We start from the raw sequence: 16,559 nt of genomic DNA on the forward strand, positions 1-16,559 counted from the left end.
CCCACCTCCTTGATCAAACAGTCATCGTTTTTATTCCTTCACTGATCCAATTAATACACCTTTCACAAAGAAACGCTGTAAGAATGGATACACGATTAATAACGGCAGCGCTGAAACGATGATGACCGCATATTTGACGAGTGAAGCCGTTTTTACTTGTTGGGCAAATGACTGTGCTGCACCCGCAGCATTCGAAGCACTATCTGCACTTACTTCATTTAAGATTAATATTTGCCGTAAAATTAACTGCAATGGAAACTTACTTTCATCTGACAAATAAATGAGGGCACTGAAATACTGGTTCCAAAGCGCAACCCCATGAAACAGAGCCATAACTGCTATAATCGGAAGTGATAATGGCAGCACAACCTTCATGAATAAGTAAATATCATTGGCACCATCAATTTTGGACGCTTCAATAAGCTGATCCGGAATCGTCTGCTGGAAAAACGCACGTGCTACAAGCACAGACCATGCACCAACAACACCAGGAATTACAATCGCCCACATGGTATCAAGCATACCAACACTTCGAACAACTAAATATGTTGGAACCAACCCACCATTAAATAGCATCGTAAATAAGATGAACCAGAGAATAAACTTTTTAGCCATCAGTTCCTTCCGGGATAACGCATAAGCGGCAGGCAGCAATATAAACAAATGAATACATACCCCAACTGTCGTATAGATAATTGTATTCTTGTACCCTACCCAAATGGCTTTATTTTGAAAAACACGGACAAATCCATCAAAGGTCAAATCAACTGGCCACAGCCACATTTTCCCTGTATTAACGGCTTGCGGATCACTGATAGACGCACTAATTACAAATATGAGCGGATAAATAATGATGAGCGTAACAATCGACACAAAGATGATATTCACTCGATCAAAGGCTTTATCCGATAATTGAAACTTTGACACAGCACAACCTCCTTCCTACCATAAACTGTTGTCACTTACTTTCCTTGCAATCTGGTTAACTGTAACGAGTAAAATAATATTGATGATAGATTCAAATAAACCTATTGCCGCTGCAAAACTGTACTGTCCTTGCAAGATACCCGTTTCATAAACATAAGTCTGAATAATATCAGAGGTTTCTGAGTTTAAATTGTTCTGCATCAATAGAACCTTTTCAAAACCAATCTGCATAAAGTTACCGATATTCAAGATAAACAACACGACAATGGTCGGCATGATACTTGGTAGATTGATTTTTAAAATACGTTGCATGCGCGTTGCACCGTCAACCTTAGCCGCTTCATGCAACTCTGGATTCACTCCAGCAAGTGCAGCTAAATAAATAATTGTTCCCCAACCAAGTGATTGCCATTGACCGGACCAAACAAAAATATGTCTAAACCATTCTGGTGCTGTCAAAAATGGGATCGGCTTCATTCCTAGTAAACGAACAAAGTGATTCACCAAACCAGTATTCGGATCCAAAAATGCAACAAGCATCCCAACAACGACAACAACAGATACAAAGTGTGGAGCATATGTAAGTGTTTGTGACCACTTTTTAAATGGACCATTTCGAAGTTCGTTTAAGGATAGCGCAAAGATGATCGGTAAAGGAAATAGAATCAACATGTAAGTATTCAGAATTAGTGTGTTCTTTAATAGTCTCCAAAAATAATAGGAGTTAAAGAAACGTTCAAAATGCTCAAATCCAACCCACGGGCTCCCAAAGATACCAAGGTTCGCAAAGTAATCTTTAAATGCAATCTGAATACCATACATTGGGATATAGTGGAAAATAAAGAAATACGTCATAACAGGTAAAAGAAATAAGTATAATTGCCAATTGGCTACAAATTTCTTTTTAATTTTATAGCCTCTGCTTTGTTTTAATGGGGGCTGTATTTCCATTTAATTGTAAACCTCCTTTTTCACTAGGAGTTCAAGCTAGCGTAAAAGGGCTGTAAAATAATAGTGGTGGGAGGTTGGGAAACCTCCCACCACTCCACTATTTATTTTAGTTAGCCTCTTTGTATCTATCGAATGCATCTTGATAGACTTCCACTACTTGCTCCAGGCCAATCTGGTCTAATGTTTTAACATATTTATCCCAGCCTGCTAAATCTTCATCTCCAGTAATAAATTTATCGCGCATTTCTTCTACATAGTTGTTAACGTCTTGTCCAATAGACTGTAGAATCTTGTTCTCTTCATCCGTAAATGTGAATCGTGGCCAGATTTCGTCTGGAACGAATGGTGCAATCTTTTCCGCAGCATCCATAGATTGTGGTGCAGATTCTCCACCTTGGAAATAGTCTGCTTTAATAATTCCGTTAATGGAACCCAACCATGTTAACTGCTTTGCAATCGCTTGTTCAAACGTCATATCGCCTTCTGGATTTAAGATGTGATCCATGTAAACCGCTTTTCCATCTTTCTTTTCAAAGGTTTCGCCTTCCACACCCATGTAATAAAGTTCTGCTCCCTCTTCACTGTAGAAATGGTCCATCCATCTTACAGTTGCTGCAGGGTTAGGGTTTTCACTTGTAATAACCAAGTTAGCTGTATCCCAAACAGATGAGGATAGTTTGTTATAATCCTTATGTCCTTCTGGGCCTTCTAAAGCAGCCAAGCTATTGTACTGTGAACCGATTTCTTCACCAAACAATTCAATTGGATCATAGAAAATCATACTTCCATATAGATTTTCCGAAGCATTCGCTAGGAACTGACCCCACTCAATGGTAAAGATACTTTGATCAATCAAGTCTTCGTCATACAATTTATGAATGTACTCCAGCATTTGTCTATATTCATCTGTAGCTGCATAGAAACGCAATTTAGAATCATCATTCGGATCCAAATCAAAGTTTGTATTCGATGGACCATGATTCATGACACCGAAAGATCCTGATAACCACTGAACCATTTCCTGAATTTGTGTTCCACCGTATGGTATTGTTTTACCGCCACCAACTGGATCCAACTCTTTTACTGCCTTTAAGTACTCGTAAAATTCACCTGTTGTTTCAGGAATATCCATATCTAATTCTTTCAGCCAATCTTCATTAATCCATGGTCTTGCACTCAAGCGCAAGGATAGGAAATCTTCTTCAATTAGAGAAGGCATGGAATAAATATTACCGTCTGGGAAAGTAATCGCCTTACGGATACTTGGGTCATTCTCCATCAAAGCAGTAAGATTTGGTGCATGCTTCTCGATTAAATCATTTAATGGCAAGAATACTTTTTGTCCACCATATCGAAGTAAATCTGTGTTCGTAACTTGGGATAGGAAGAAAGCATCTGGCAAATCTCCACCACCAAGTGCTAGGTTTCTTTTCTCTTCCAATGCGTCTGGACTTATTTGATTCCATTTCACATTGATATTCGTCTGATCTTGATATTCATTCCAAATGAGAATATCATTCCAGTCATTGCCCTCGTTCTGAGCTGGCTTATTGGCGAAAAACGTTAGATCCAATTCTTCGTCAACAATCGGCATACCTGTTTCATTCACTGCATTTTCATCTTTTGAAGATGAATCTTTATCTTTTCCTGAGCTTTCTTTATCACTACAAGCTGCTAAAACGAGTCCAATTAAAATAACCATTATAAAAATTAAACCTTTTCTCAATTTCACAATGTAACCTCCTCGTTATTAAAAAAATGACAACCAATTGTCCACCCTCATGTATATTTCTCTCATTTTTACCCTTGCGATGAATCACCCCTTTTCAGCTATGATGCGCTTACAAGATTTCTTACTCCACGTGATAAATCGAACTGCCATTACTGATTGTTATTCATCTGTTTTCATAGGCTCCGCTGCATGTAAAATAAATAATCTAGTAGTCCATGAACCTATGAAAAAAAACAGGGAATAATTACCTAATATCAGTAAGCGTTTTCACCTCTTATTCGAAATAATAGCACTATTGTATCGTCATGTCAATATAACATTATAATGTTTAGGATCATTTTTTTTGGAAACCCGCGTTTCCAAATCCATTTTTTACCGCTATTGTACCCATATAGGGGCTTTATGCCTTACATCCAATCCTTGACTACTAGGAGTTTTGAACGTAAATCCTTTGTCAGATTTACGTCAATACATGAACACAAACTGGTTTTCCTACTGTATATGACTCCTCAAGGACGTGTAATAATCCCTGCTTGTCTTTTTTCATAACAACTAAGTTATTTGTATGCTCATTTGCGACTATGACGTAATCACTATCCGGGATACATGTGAAATGTCGCGGCCATTCCCCTGTTGTACTTGTATGTGACATTGCATCCAACCTACCATCCGGAAGCACCTGAAACACCGCAAGCGAATGATGTCCACGATTGGATACATACAAATATCCATGCGAGAAGTGAATTTCCGCCCCATAATTTTTGCCTGAATAAGCGCTTGGAAGAGTTTGAATAACCTGTTCCAATTCAATTGACTCCAACGAATCATCATAAGCATAAGCAACAACGGTAGAATTAAACTCTGTCACCACATACAGCATGTTTAGTGTGGGATGAAAAGCAATATGACGCGGACCTGAATGATCCGGTAATGTAACTGCTCGTATTTGATTTAATGTACCCGTTTCCACTTCAAAACGATAGAAATATAATGCATTACAGCCTAAATCTGTCGCAACAAAATAAGATGTCCCAGGAATGGATCGAATCGTATGGACATTTGATTTTTCCGGATCATACGTTTTAAAATCTGTTTCCTTTACGGTTTCTCCCTTTTCATTCAATTGATGAACAATAACACTACCACCACCATAATTAGCAGTGAAAATATAGTCATCATCGCCTCCTAACTCCACATAGCAAGGCCCGCCTTTTGTCGGTTTGCTATTCCATCGTTGAAGCGTTTTCGATTGATGGTCCATGCCAAAGCTGATGACCTCCCCCTGATCCACCTCACTAATTACATACAGACTATTCCGCTTCGAATCTACTGTTAAATAGCTCGGGTTTTCCACCCCGGAAAACGCTGCAAGTTTACGAATTTTGCCATCCGCTGTATCCAATTCCAGCCAGTGGATGGTTTCCTCTTGCTCACTACCGTAACAGCCTACTAGAAATTCATAACTTTTTTTACCCACTTTACAGCCACCCTTTCTACTCATGTCCGTTACATAAAATTCTAGCAAATTGGCAAGACGTGGAAAAACACATTCGGTGATGCCATCCGATAATGATAACTGCACCAGCCTAATCCTGTTGATTCCGCAGCCTCTGGCGTGTAATAAAGCCGCTCCTGCTCCAACTCTTCCACAGCATGAATTCGACCAGCTAAATAATCATTCACGCGCTTCGTCGCGGTATCGAGACGGTTTTTCAAGCCACCATAACGAATATCAACGACTTCCCAGCCAAATGGCTTATTAATCTGTAACCATTGCTTCCGATGCGCTTCACGTAATGCATCCACCCGCACGCTAATCTCAGGAAGAACCTGATTCGCAATCCGATCCATCTCCGTTTTATCCTTTGCATCATATGCCCGCTTTAGCTTGACACCAACATCCCCTTTTAAAGCAAGGACAGCAGCCAGTTTTTCCGGCACATCAAATAAATAATCCAATGCTTGATTGGCATCCCTCGTATCTTTCCAGCTACCAGCTAACTCCTTGTAAAAATCTCCAACCGCTTGCCCTTCAATGTGCTTGTCAAATACACCAAGCAACACATCCTGCCATAGTAAAAACTTAGACGGATTGGTCTGATCTGTATTCGTTTGTTCCACCCCTGGAGGCATGTCCAATTCCTGAAGCTTCAGAAATGCTTGCTCTGTCACACCTGTACAAAATTCCACACGCTCCTCAAGCTTCTCCTGATCCAATGTCTCAGCATAGGCATGCTCCGCATAATACTGCATACCAAGCAAAGCAGCAAATGGATTATTTTCATATCCATCATCACCCCAAAGTGTGATAAATACCTCTTTAACTCCTGCTTCCTTACAAGCCATTAACGCAGCCTCACTCGCCTTTAGCGACAAATTATAATTGACAGCGAACGTATTCCATACCCAGATACCACCTGCAAATGCCGGTGTCCGGCCAAATGCCTGATGCTGCTTAAACATTTTTGTATAATGATTTTTATCGGTTTGATTGTATTGCCAATACATCAATTGGATACCATCCGGTGTCTGATTCACGATATGCTCCGGAATTTCCGTATTGCTTGTGTACACATCTCCAGTGGAAGAAGCAAGCTTCAAAAACATATCGCTCCACATCGTTGCCTCGAGACCAAGCTTATCGGTAATCTCCAGCACACGCTCCAAATGATGCTTCATTAATTCAAACCGCGGCTTATAGCCATGCTGATTCAAAAATCTTCCACGACCAAGCTCCTCCGCTTCATCCATCCCAATATGAATGCGTTTACTACGAAAGGATTGCGTAGCCGCAGTAATCATATCCTCCAGCAAAGCGTAAGTCTTTTCGCTTTCCAAAAGAAGCGCACCTCTCGTATCCTTATACGCAGTCACCGCACCCCACTTCAAGAATTCCTCCAAATGCGCAAGCGTCTGGATACAAGGAATGAGCTCAATCCCAAACTGATACGCATAATCATCCATTTCCTTCAATTCCGCTGCAGAATACCTGCCACGCATATAGCCAAAATACGGTTCCGATTCCACCTCATATGTATCCTCCATATAAAGCATCGCACTATCCAGCCCCATGATGGCAAGCTTTCGAAGGTACGTCTTTACACTATCCACTCTAAGCACCGCATTCCGCGACAAATCAAACATCGGACCAATCTTATCAAACTGCGGCGTCTCTTTCTTCGTAAATTCTGCTTCCCCCTTCAGCGCATGCTGTACGAGCAACCCAAATCCACGGAAAAAATGAATCGGACGTTGATAGGAAATCTCTGCCTTCCCATCCTTTAGCGCCACCAACACACCAGCCGTATCATCCTGTTCAGCAGTAAGCACCATCCCATCATCTGCTAAAACAAATCCAAGCTCATCCTGCAATTCCACAAGCGCCTGTTCAAAAGCTACCGCCTTACCATCCAGCTTAATTTTCAATTACATTCCTCCTCCAAAAACTGTGCCCACCCTATATGTGCAGGTCGTGATATGAATAACGGTGAATGGACAGCGACTTTGCGTTATGTGTCGCTGTTTGATGTGTAAGTCGCATGACTTAGCATGGAAGTAGCATACCTTAGAACGGAACTCGCATGACTTGGCGCAGAAGTCGCATACCTTGGCATGGAACTCGCATGACTTGGCGTAGAAGTCGCATACCTTGGCATGAAACTCGCATGCCTTAGTACGGAACTCGCATGCCTTAGCATGGAAGTCGCATGCCTTAGCACAGAACTCGCATGACTTGGCGCAGAAGTCGCATGCCTTGGCACGAAACTCGCATACCTTGGCATGAAACTCGCATGACTTGGCGTAGAAGTCGCATGCCTTAGCATAGAACTCGCGTGCCTTAGTACGGAACTCGCATACCTTAGCATGGAAGTCGCATGACTTGGCATGAAACTCGCATGCCTTGGCGTAGAAGTCGCATGACTTAGCGCAGAACTCGCATACCTTAGCACGGAACTCGCATGGGTTACGTGCCAAGTCGCGCGCCATAACAGCATCCTCGCACGGGAATCATCCCAACTCGCGCCCATTCCTCCCCAGGGTCAGACCTTTTCCAATCAGGACAGGAATTGGCTCGCCGATTCCCACAACTTATCCTACGTAAAGTAATGCACACGCTTCCAATTCTGCATCCATGTTTATCCATTCATTTCCAGACCACTTACCCTTGTTTATAGAAGCAAGCCTGTAACAAACTATAGCCCACGTTTCTAAAATTTTCAATTGTAAAATAAAGTGAAACTTCAATCAGTGGGGATTCTCGCACTTCCCCCACTGATTGTTAGTTGAACCAATCAGGCCTTTACTGGCTGTTGAACCCACACGCACTATTCTTGTTATCAACAATCTGTGATCAATCATTTTATTTCGTTCATCCCTTATTTTTGGTGTTTCATGAAGGGAATGCTGCATGTTATCCATTTTCAAATCGAAATGCAGTTTTATTTTGCTATACTCCAAGCAAGGACGGTGATCAACATGTTAAGTATCCAATCTGTATCAAAGAATTATGGAAAAAATCAAGCATTACAAGATGCGACGCTCTCCATACCAGCCGGATCTTGTTATGGTTTGGTAGGCCCAAACGGGGCAGGGAAATCTACTTTATTAAAAATATTATCATCCATCATTCAGGATTATACGGGCAAGGTTGACATGCCTAAGCCTGAGGATATTGGCTATGTACCACAGGAAATTTGTCTGGAACAAACCTTGTCTGCAGCAAGCAATCTCCATTTTTTCGGCAGATTGTATGGACTACGCGGAAAAGAACTTCGACAACGCACAGAGGAAGTTCTAGCGGAAATCGGTTTATCGAAACGCGGAAAGGATAAAATCATCGAATTCTCCGGGGGTATGAAACGCAGAATCAATATTGGCTGTGCTTTGATGCATCAACCGAAGCTGCTCATTATGGATGAGCCAACTGTCGGCATTGACCCTCAATCCAGGAAATATATTTTTGATATGATCCATCAACTCATAAAAAAGGGCTGCACCATCATTTACGCCAGTCATTATATGGAAGAGGTCGAAACGCTGTGTGACCATGTAGCATTCATTGATCACGGTAAAATTTTACAAGAATCTAGCATGGATGCACTTTTGCAACAGCATGTGACACCCGCAGTTTTTGTCAAAGGTCAACTCTCTCCTCCTTCTAAACTAGCTGCTTCTGATAATATAACTGAAAAAAATCGAGGACATTTGATTACTACCAATCAACCATTAGCCATGATGGATCAAATACTCCATCACTATAAAAATGATGCCGATAAACTGGAACAATTGCAATTGGTCCAACCAAAACTAGAGGATGTCTTCTTCCAACTGACTGGAAGTGCACTACGGGATAAATCATCTTGATGAAAAATTCAAACCAAGGAGGTACATTTAGATGAAAGCCATGCTTATACTGGAATTAAAGAAAAACGCACAGGATCGCGGATTGTTATTTTGGATGATTATTTTACCAATTGCCTTTACCGTACTATTTATTTCCGTATTCACATCGGGGGTTCCAGATGCAGATCAAGAAACCGTCATTCTTTCCATCGTGCCAGGCTACACGGTCATGTTCGTTTTTTTCATTCTGATTTCTATGGTTAACACCTTTTTGAAGGATCGAGATGTAGGGATGACAGCCCGCATTGCCAGCACGTCACTTTCTTCGATAAAATATTTGCTTGGAAAATGGTTACCGTATATGTTTATTGTATGGATACAAATATTTATCCTGCTTGCATTTGGTAAGCTCGTTTATCAAGTTCCATTGGGGCAACCATGGTATTTACTCATCACATCGGCTGTTCTCGCATTTTCCGCAACCGGTATTGGGCTTGCCCTATCCATGCTCGTCCATACAGAAAACATGGGAATTGCCTTAACACAAGTATTTGCACTGGGAGGCGCCATGCTGTCCGGACTGTGGATGCCATTAGAGATGATGCCCGATTTCATGCGCATCATTGCACACGGTCTGCCACAATATTGGGCCCATCAAGAATTACAGGATGCAATGAATGGCACCCTGAAGCTCTCCTTGTTCGCCAAAGCAACCGCCGTCGTGTTCGCATATGGCTGCATTGGATTTCTAATTGCCTTCATGCGCTATCCACATTTCTTGAAAAAAGCCCGCGGATAAAGCCCAAGGGGGTTAGGTATGAAAATTAATATTGATATTGATGACAAATACGAAGGCCCGTCGATTACCATTCAAACGAATGAATGGTCCGATGAACTGGAAGAAATTATCAACACCATCCGCAAACGAAAAACGGAGCGGCTATTCGGAGTGGTCGATGATCAAACAGAATTGCTCGACCCCACTGATATCGATTATATTTACGCAGAAAAAAGGAAAATTTTTGCCGCATTGGAAGATCGTAATGTGGAGCTGAAAATGAAGCTTTACGAAGTGGAAGACATGCTTATGCCACATCATTTTCTAAGGTTTTCCAAATCTGTCATAGGCAATCTGAACCGTATCCAGCGCTTTGAGCTATCCTTCAATGGAAATCTATGTGTCTACTTTCATTCCGGAAATAAAGAATATATTTCACGCAGCCAGGTTTCCAAAGTAAAAGAACGGTTAATGATGGGAGGTTATGTCGATGATTAGGGAGCTTTTCAAGCGAGGAATAATTGGTGTCGGCTTTGGAGCCATCTCCACTTTTATCGCATTAACCGTCTTAAAGTTTAAACATATCGACAGTTCTGTGGATGAAATATGGTGGCATATGCTCGCTGGTATGGCAGTCGGGATTTATTTCGGCTGGTCCTCACTGATTTGGGAGCACCGAACCTGGAACCCACTCAAAAAACTCATCATTCATTTCAGCCTGTCCATCATCGTTTATTTCAGCATTGCTTTTCCAGTTGGGTGGATATCGCCAAAACCACTCCTGATTTTCCTGAACATACTTGTATTTATCGCGATTTACTTCCTATTCTGGCTAGGCGCTCTGTTCTATTATCGAAAACAGACAGAAACCTTAAATGAGCAGCTACAAAATAGACATTAACCCAAAGCGGGCATTCCAGCCATTATTCCGGAATGTCCGTTTCAACTGGATAGGCAAAAATGACATACCGATCGGGTGCGGATCCAATATAGCTAAATGGATAGCAAGTAGATAATGTCAGGACCTCTTCCCCTTTTGGTCCAATAATGGATGTATCATCCGCAGGCACAATAACGGCCTCCCGCATTTCATAGGTATAACTCCCATATGGCATATCGATAATGAACTGATCCCCAGCTTCTAATTCGCCAAATTTACGAAAAGTCGTATCCCGATGGCCAGACAGCAGGATTTGCTCCTGTTCACCTGGAAAAACGGTGGAACGATAATGCCCGACACCCTTTGCCAGATCCGCTTCATCTGTACCCTCTACGATAGGAAGTTTCCCCTCAATTTTCGGTATATGCAAGATACCAACCACATCATTTTCTTTGAATGGTGGAACATCTATTTTTGCTGATGCAGATGCAGCAGTCTCCTCTTTCACATTCATAGAAACAAGCTTTTCTGCTTCATGTAAGGCAGCCGATAATTGCTGCTTGCTATGAAAATATTGAAAAGCAGCCAAACCAATCAGCAGAACACCTGTAACAATGAACAGCAAGCTGATTTTATGTTTCATCTGACAAGCCTCCCCCATTGTTATTCCGCCAAGGCAGCCAATAGTAATGCAGAAAAAGCAGGATCGATATACCGCTCTCCCCGGAACACATTCCTAATTGCTGCAATGAGTTCCCCCGTGTCCATCCGTTCAAAAAAATACCCATGCAAATTACGATGGAACAGCGCCAATAATTTCCGATTTGTTGGCTCGGCAGTCCAAATCACAAGCTTATCCCTCCTGCGCTGATAATGGTTAATCACACGCCAATAATCCAGCTGCGCATCCACATCTATTATAATTACAGCACCTTTATGCTCAGTTCCATCATTGCTTCCATTTCAGAAGCATCATAAACGATAACCTTTACGTCCTTTGACATAGATTCTAAGATTTTAACTAACCCTGTACGCAAAATCGAAGGCTCCTTGACAATGACAATTTTTCTCATGGTAACACACTCACTTCTACTAGAAGATGATTATTTTTGGAAAATAGACCTAAATAATTGCTATGATACACCATAGGGCTATACAAAAACTGTACACTTGTTCATCCGTACCGGTCACAGGGAGAAGTTCTTACAATCCAAAAAGACTGTCCCAAGTTTTTATCAACGTAGACAGCCCTTTTTAGGTAGCTAAATAGACGGCGCTTCCTGTGTTAATCCTTTTTTCCATTCGACATACCAATTTTTAATCAGAGCGGATGGCTCCAAGCCAAACTCTTCATCCAGCATGTGTACAAGCTTTTCATATTGCTGGATCACCGCATTTCTTTCACCGAGCTGGTGATACAGCTGCATCAGCATAAAATACACCTCATCTAAATACGCATACTGTTTCTGTACACGATGATACAAGGCGATAGCCGCTGTAATGTCTTCTTTTACAATAAATTTTTCTACTGTTTTGGTCACAAGCTCCAGCCATTTTGCACGCAGACGCTCCCGCTCACCCTCGGCCCATAAATAATCATGATCAGCTAAATAATCCCCTTGATACAGCTGGATGGTATGATTTAGCTGAAGGACATCCGCTTCTTGGTCGGCAAGTAGACGATCAAGCTGGGACTCCCACTCTACGACATCCAGCTTCGTTCCGTTCAAATCCAGCTGATAGCAATTATTCTTGCTGCTAATCGCAATTTCCAAATCGAGCATTTCCAACGTTTTCCGAATCTGATAAATGGTCGAGTAAAGCTGCGTCATCGCCTTATCGATTTCCATCTCCGGCCAAAGTAATTCCAAAATAACATCCTTGAGCACAGGCTTATGTAAGTTATGTATGAGAAAGGCAAATAATTCCCGTGCTTTCGCTGTTCGCCACCGTACATCAATCGTCTTCTGTCTGTTTCCGACCTGTTTGAAATGTAGGGACTGAAAGCAGCCGACCATGATTTCTGGAATTGGATCCGCTTCTGCACTTGGTTCACGTGCCAGCCTTCGAAGCGTCTCATTCAACCGATGTTGCTGCACCGGCTTAACCAGATAATCAATCGCATGTAATTCGAATGCCTCAACCGCATAATCGCGATACGCCGTCACAAAGACAATATTTGTTTTAAATGGAAGATTTTGAATCTTTTCCGCAAGCTCCAACCCATCCAACTCCGGCATCTCGATATCCAGAAAAACAACATCCGGCTGCTTCTCCTTAATCGCCTCGAATGCCTCGAACGGATTGCTATACTTCCCGGCAATCTCCATCCCACCGTTCTTTTTAATCAACTTCTCAAAACGATTCAAGTTGAGCGGCTCATCATCCACCAATACAATGCGCATATTCCCCACCTCCCTATATGTTCATTATACAGGAAAATGGAAAAAACAGACTATTTATCTGTGAAAAAAATGAGATGGATGTTGAAGCGATTAAACATCGCCATGTAAAATACCGATAATAAGTGTATAAGCTAGCGACAAACAATTGAGGTGTCAAAATGACCAAACCAAACGAAAAACAACTGTTTCAGGTTCAAAATATATTGCAGACCTTAGCGGAAGCAACAGAACATTTTTCAGATCTGATTAAAAAACGGGAATTAAATCAAAGTATTTATATGTTTAGCAGCATTGTGGAGGGATCACAAGCTGTCATCCACATGCTTCACGCACAGGACAATCGTTTTTCTGAGCAAACGAAAAAATTAGAACAATATTTGCTATTGATTGCAAATCAGCTGGAAGCGGGCAATTTTATAAAAATAGCTGAAATCGTACAATTTTCCCTTCAGCCATTATTTAACCGGCTGAATGAAAGCTTTATTCAGGAGGTCGGGAATCAAAAACAAAACAAAACGATAAAAATAGGCATCTTTCACAGCTGGGGTAATCCGAAAAGCTTTTATCCGGAAGCACGGATGAATGCCATGCTACACGAAAGTAAAAACCAAGCAACACAGCTCTATTTTTTCACATCGGAGGATATCAACTTTGCAGATCAGCGAATTCAGGCTGATACTTTTCAGAATGGAAACTGGGAACGGGTAACCATTCCGTTTCCTGACGTGATACATAATGTAGGCGTAGGTAGACAATCCCAAGCTGAGCGTAAATTACGTCGACATATACCATTTACAAGCTTCCATGTCGGCAATAAATTTTCGTTGCCGAGAAGGATGGTTCAGTACAGAAAGTATGCTGAGTTGCTCGTGCCTTTTACCGTTTGTATAGATGCAAAAAAAGTTTATGATTTTATGGAAAAACATCCGCGCGTTGTCTTCAAAGCCTTAAGCAGTAATCGCGGCGAAAATATATTTTTTATTACGAAAAAAGGCAGCCGTTATATTTTACTGGACCAAAAGAAGGAAAGAATCCTGAATGCAGATGCCTTTCAGGAATTTCTGGAGCAAATTATTTTAAGGGAAAAAGGCAGCTTTATCATCCAGCGCTATATTCATACCCGTACAAAAGCGGATGAACCCTATCATTTTAGAGCCCATGTACAAAAAAACGGAGAAGGAAAATGGCAGCTGACACATATTTATCCGCGAATCGGCAACAAAAAAACCAATCTGAGCAATATTAGTACAGAAGGACGTGTCGAGGACTTTCCTGCTTTTTTGCGGAACGAGTTTGGGGAAAAAAGCGGCAAACAATATGAAACAGAAATTCTCCAGCTATCCGTTGACGTTGCCTGGCATTTGGATAAATTGTATGGTTTGGCACTGGATGAGTTAGGACTCGATTTCGCAATTGATGAAACGGGCAAGATTTGGATGCATGAAGCAAATAACGGTCCGCAAACCGCCTATCATGAAGAAAAACGTGCGGTGAACACGATAGCTTATGCAAAATATATTGCAGAAAATGGTGTGATGTATACCCAACAATCTATCCATGCAGCTAATCAATTCAACGCAAGCGGCAGCAAGCTCCCGATTATGAAAATAAATGAACAACGATGCATTGGCATGCTCACAGAAAAAACTCAAGAAAACACACTTGTATTTGCATTCGCAGAAGCTGCAGCTGCCAGACAATGTACATTTTATCAATTTACACCAAATGACATTGATTTTGATCGTGAACTCATTCGTGGCTCATTTTTCGAAGATGGAGAGTGGCACCAACAGATTACTGCTTATCCCAATGTGATAATTGATCAGCTAAAATGGCGTGGTCACGCCGATGCACAGTTTATTTATGATGAATTAAGTGATGTGCCATTTACCAATGAATACCCGGTACAAACCCATCAGCAATCAGCTATTTATGAACAGCTATTGGCAGATGACGCGCTTGCACCAATGATAGCCAGCTACCAGAAAGTGCGAAAACCGCATCATGTCATCCAATGGCTTGAGAAATATGGCAGTGTACAGGTAAAACTAGAAAAGTTTGGTGCTACCATATATATGAAACACATGGGAAATCGGCAAACACTAGTTGTGGAAGGGACAAAGTGTAAAGTGCAATCAGATTTAAAGCTTAAACATCTTATACAAGAAAAAATAGATAAACACGCCTACATCGTGCAAGCTGACCCTGGTAATAGACCAGTCGATGATACATATACGTCCATTCATCTGCATTTAATAAAAGATAGAAGGCGAGAATGGTCTTTCATTCATACAACTGGACAGACCCAGCATTTTCAAGATGACAACGCTGTGGAAATAGACGAAAAAGAATTGTCCGCTTTTCTAGAAAACGATAAAGCAGCCGAACAAAAAATAAAAGATATTGCAGTACAAATTGCGACTACATTGGAAACATCATGGGATATTAGTGAGCTATGTATCGTTCTTGCAATCAATCCGAATAAGGAAATCAGTATTATGGAAGTAAACCCGAATGGACCAAATGCTATATATGACGAACAAAAATATGCAGAAGCCGTTGTTGAATGGGCGAAGGCATTGGCTGCAGATAAAATCGGATCATTAGATGATCATTAAATAATTGAACTGTCATTCTGGCAGTTCTTTTTATATTTCCAAAATATGCTCGTTAAAGTATGATGTCTTTTTCCGTTTCGTAATGAAAAAATAAATCCCACAAAAAATGTACTTATGATCATAAATGAGGCATAATAGAACATATGTTCCAATTGATGTGGAGTGATAATATATGAATGTTTCCCCCTGGAAAAATACTTCAGCAGCCTTTAAAGCTCAAATAATTGGAAAGTTATTAGGAGATGGATGTATAACTATTCAACAGGGTAGGAAACCTAGATTTCAGTTTATACATACCTCAGCAGATTTTGCATGGAGTAATTATTGTTTTCATCAATTTAAAAAAGAAATTCCACTAAATCCACCAAAGTTCAGAAAAATATTTGATAACCGATCAGTTAAAGGTTTCAGTACATCCCATTATACACAGTCCAGGACTTCTCCCATTATCTCCTATCTTCGCAAACAATGGTATTCAAATAACAGAAAGGAAATTCCCTCCTCATTATTATATACATATTTTATCAGACAGTCACTTGCTTGGTGGTACATGGATGACGGGCATCTAAAAATTGTTAATGGTATACCAACAAAAATAATATTATCTACTGAAAGCTTTTCCGAACAAGAAAATATGCTATTAATTGCTTTTTTGGAACAAAAATATGGACTTGTTTTCAAAACAGATAAGCAAAATAGAATTATTTTATATGATCAGTTTCAAATCAGGTACTTCTTATTCCTTATCAATCCCTATATGCAAACATGTATGTATAGAAAAACAATAACAACCTTTTATCGGGAGTTTGACACCTAACTAATAATAAATTGCCCTTAGAGCCAGTGATGGCTTTATTTTTTTGTCAAATTTTAAAATAAAATATTGAGTACTATTTAGTACTATGTTATTATAGAAGTATCTTAT

General features: G+C 40.7%; 15 protein-coding genes. 6 read left to right on the plus strand and 9 right to left on the minus strand.

What is annotated here, in order from left to right; all coding sequences use genetic code 11:
- Nucleotides 1-30: 30 nt before the first annotated feature.
- The 5 genes from DX933_RS17375 to DX933_RS17395 form a co-directional block, all read right to left on the minus strand.
- Complete coding sequence (locus DX933_RS17375) at nucleotides 31-927, minus strand: carbohydrate ABC transporter permease (RefSeq protein WP_123317699.1); 897 nt, start codon at nucleotides 925-927, stop codon at nucleotides 31-33.
- A 15-nt stretch (nucleotides 928-942) separates the two neighbouring features.
- The gene (locus DX933_RS17380; protein ID WP_123317700.1) at nucleotides 943-1,878 is read right to left on the minus strand and encodes an ABC transporter permease; all 936 of its coding nucleotides are present in this window, start codon (nucleotides 1,876-1,878) and stop codon (nucleotides 943-945) included.
- A gap of 106 nt (nucleotides 1,879-1,984) precedes the next feature.
- Nucleotides 1,985-3,610 carry an ABC transporter substrate-binding protein gene (locus DX933_RS17385; protein ID WP_123317701.1) on the minus strand — a complete coding sequence of 542 codons (1,626 nt, stop codon included), beginning with the start codon at nucleotides 3,608-3,610 and terminating at the stop codon, nucleotides 1,985-1,987.
- Nucleotides 3,611-4,070: 460 nt separating this feature from the next.
- On the minus strand, nucleotides 4,071-5,087 hold the full coding sequence (locus DX933_RS17390; RefSeq protein WP_190279580.1) for a lactonase family protein: 1,017 nt from the start codon (nucleotides 5,085-5,087) through the stop codon (nucleotides 4,071-4,073).
- A gap of 41 nt (nucleotides 5,088-5,128) precedes the next feature.
- On the minus strand, nucleotides 5,129-7,036 hold the full coding sequence (locus DX933_RS17395; protein ID WP_223806031.1) for a beta-N-acetylhexosaminidase: 1,908 nt from the start codon (nucleotides 7,034-7,036) through the stop codon (nucleotides 5,129-5,131).
- Between the two features lie 1,050 nt (nucleotides 7,037-8,086).
- Between DX933_RS17395 and DX933_RS17400 the strand changes: the two genes are divergently transcribed.
- From DX933_RS17400 to DX933_RS17415, 4 genes are read left to right on the plus strand one after another with little or no spacing between them, the layout of a single operon-like run.
- The gene (locus DX933_RS17400) at nucleotides 8,087-8,974 is read left to right on the plus strand and encodes an ABC transporter ATP-binding protein (RefSeq protein WP_123317703.1); all 888 of its coding nucleotides are present in this window, start codon (nucleotides 8,087-8,089) and stop codon (nucleotides 8,972-8,974) included.
- Nucleotides 8,975-9,005: 31 nt separating this feature from the next.
- Nucleotides 9,006-9,752, plus strand: coding sequence for an ABC transporter permease (locus DX933_RS17405; protein WP_123317704.1), 747 nt, complete (start codon nucleotides 9,006-9,008; stop codon nucleotides 9,750-9,752).
- Between the two features lie 18 nt (nucleotides 9,753-9,770).
- Nucleotides 9,771-10,229 carry a LytTR family DNA-binding domain-containing protein gene (locus DX933_RS17410; RefSeq protein WP_123317705.1) on the plus strand — a complete coding sequence of 153 codons (459 nt, stop codon included), beginning with the start codon at nucleotides 9,771-9,773 and terminating at the stop codon, nucleotides 10,227-10,229.
- A complete protein-coding gene (locus tag DX933_RS17415) occupies nucleotides 10,222-10,632 on the plus strand; it encodes a DUF3021 domain-containing protein (protein ID WP_190279581.1) in 411 nt (136 codons plus the stop codon). Before DX933_RS17410 ends, DX933_RS17415 begins: the two co-directional genes overlap by 8 nt.
- 22 nt (nucleotides 10,633-10,654) lie before the next feature.
- On the opposite strand, the gene DX933_RS17420 is transcribed toward DX933_RS17415, so the two are convergent.
- From DX933_RS17420 to DX933_RS17430, 4 genes are all read right to left on the minus strand, one after another.
- Nucleotides 10,655-11,254, minus strand: coding sequence for a class D sortase (locus tag DX933_RS17420; protein WP_123317707.1), 600 nt, complete (start codon nucleotides 11,252-11,254; stop codon nucleotides 10,655-10,657).
- A gap of 20 nt (nucleotides 11,255-11,274) precedes the next feature.
- A complete protein-coding gene (locus tag DX933_RS17425) occupies nucleotides 11,275-11,460 on the minus strand; it encodes a hypothetical protein (RefSeq protein WP_123317708.1) in 186 nt (61 codons plus the stop codon).
- 74 nt (nucleotides 11,461-11,534) lie between these two features.
- The gene (locus DX933_RS18525) at nucleotides 11,535-11,684 is read right to left on the minus strand and encodes a hypothetical protein (RefSeq protein WP_190279582.1); all 150 of its coding nucleotides are present in this window, start codon (nucleotides 11,682-11,684) and stop codon (nucleotides 11,535-11,537) included.
- 189 nt (nucleotides 11,685-11,873) lie between these two features.
- Nucleotides 11,874-13,016 carry a response regulator gene (locus tag DX933_RS17430; RefSeq protein ID WP_123317709.1) on the minus strand — a complete coding sequence of 381 codons (1,143 nt, stop codon included), beginning with the start codon at nucleotides 13,014-13,016 and terminating at the stop codon, nucleotides 11,874-11,876.
- A 158-nt stretch (nucleotides 13,017-13,174) separates the two neighbouring features.
- On the opposite strand from DX933_RS17430, the gene DX933_RS17435 reads away from it, so the two are divergent.
- Both DX933_RS17435 and DX933_RS17440 read left to right on the plus strand, forming a co-directional pair.
- Complete coding sequence (locus tag DX933_RS17435) at nucleotides 13,175-15,634, plus strand: YheC/YheD family protein (RefSeq protein ID WP_123317710.1); 2,460 nt, start codon at nucleotides 13,175-13,177, stop codon at nucleotides 15,632-15,634.
- Nucleotides 15,635-15,806: 172 nt separating this feature from the next.
- Entirely contained in the window at nucleotides 15,807-16,451 is a 645-nt protein-coding gene (locus DX933_RS17440; RefSeq protein ID WP_123317711.1) for a hypothetical protein, read from the plus strand.
- Nucleotides 16,452-16,559 lie beyond the last annotated feature (108 nt).

Origin of the sequence: Ornithinibacillus gellani (assembly GCF_003730295.1) — a bacterium.
Lineage (GTDB): Bacteria > Bacillota > Bacilli > Bacillales > Amphibacillaceae > Ornithinibacillus_A > Ornithinibacillus_A gellani.

Coding starts and splice junctions, on each gene's coding strand:
- DX933_RS17380 (WP_123317700.1), bottom strand. CDS start 1,878: ATGGAAATACAGCCCCCATTAAAACAAAGCAGAGGCTATAAAATTAAA.
- DX933_RS17405 (WP_123317704.1), top strand. CDS start 9,006: ATGAAAGCCATGCTTATACTGGAATTAAAGAAAAACGCACAGGATCGC.
- DX933_RS17415 (WP_190279581.1), top strand. CDS start 10,222: ATGATTAGGGAGCTTTTCAAGCGAGGAATAATTGGTGTCGGCTTTGGA.
- DX933_RS17435 (WP_123317710.1), top strand. CDS start 13,175: ATGACCAAACCAAACGAAAAACAACTGTTTCAGGTTCAAAATATATTG.
- DX933_RS17410 (WP_123317705.1), top strand. CDS start 9,771: ATGAAAATTAATATTGATATTGATGACAAATACGAAGGCCCGTCGATT.
- DX933_RS17430 (WP_123317709.1), bottom strand. CDS start 13,016: ATGCGCATTGTATTGGTGGATGATGAGCCGCTCAACTTGAATCGTTTT.
- DX933_RS17400 (WP_123317703.1), top strand. CDS start 8,087: ATGTTAAGTATCCAATCTGTATCAAAGAATTATGGAAAAAATCAAGCA.
- DX933_RS18525 (WP_190279582.1), bottom strand. CDS start 11,684: ATGAGAAAAATTGTCATTGTCAAGGAGCCTTCGATTTTGCGTACAGGG.
- DX933_RS17440 (WP_123317711.1), top strand. CDS start 15,807: ATGAATGTTTCCCCCTGGAAAAATACTTCAGCAGCCTTTAAAGCTCAA.
- DX933_RS17420 (WP_123317707.1), bottom strand. CDS start 11,254: ATGAAACATAAAATCAGCTTGCTGTTCATTGTTACAGGTGTTCTGCTG.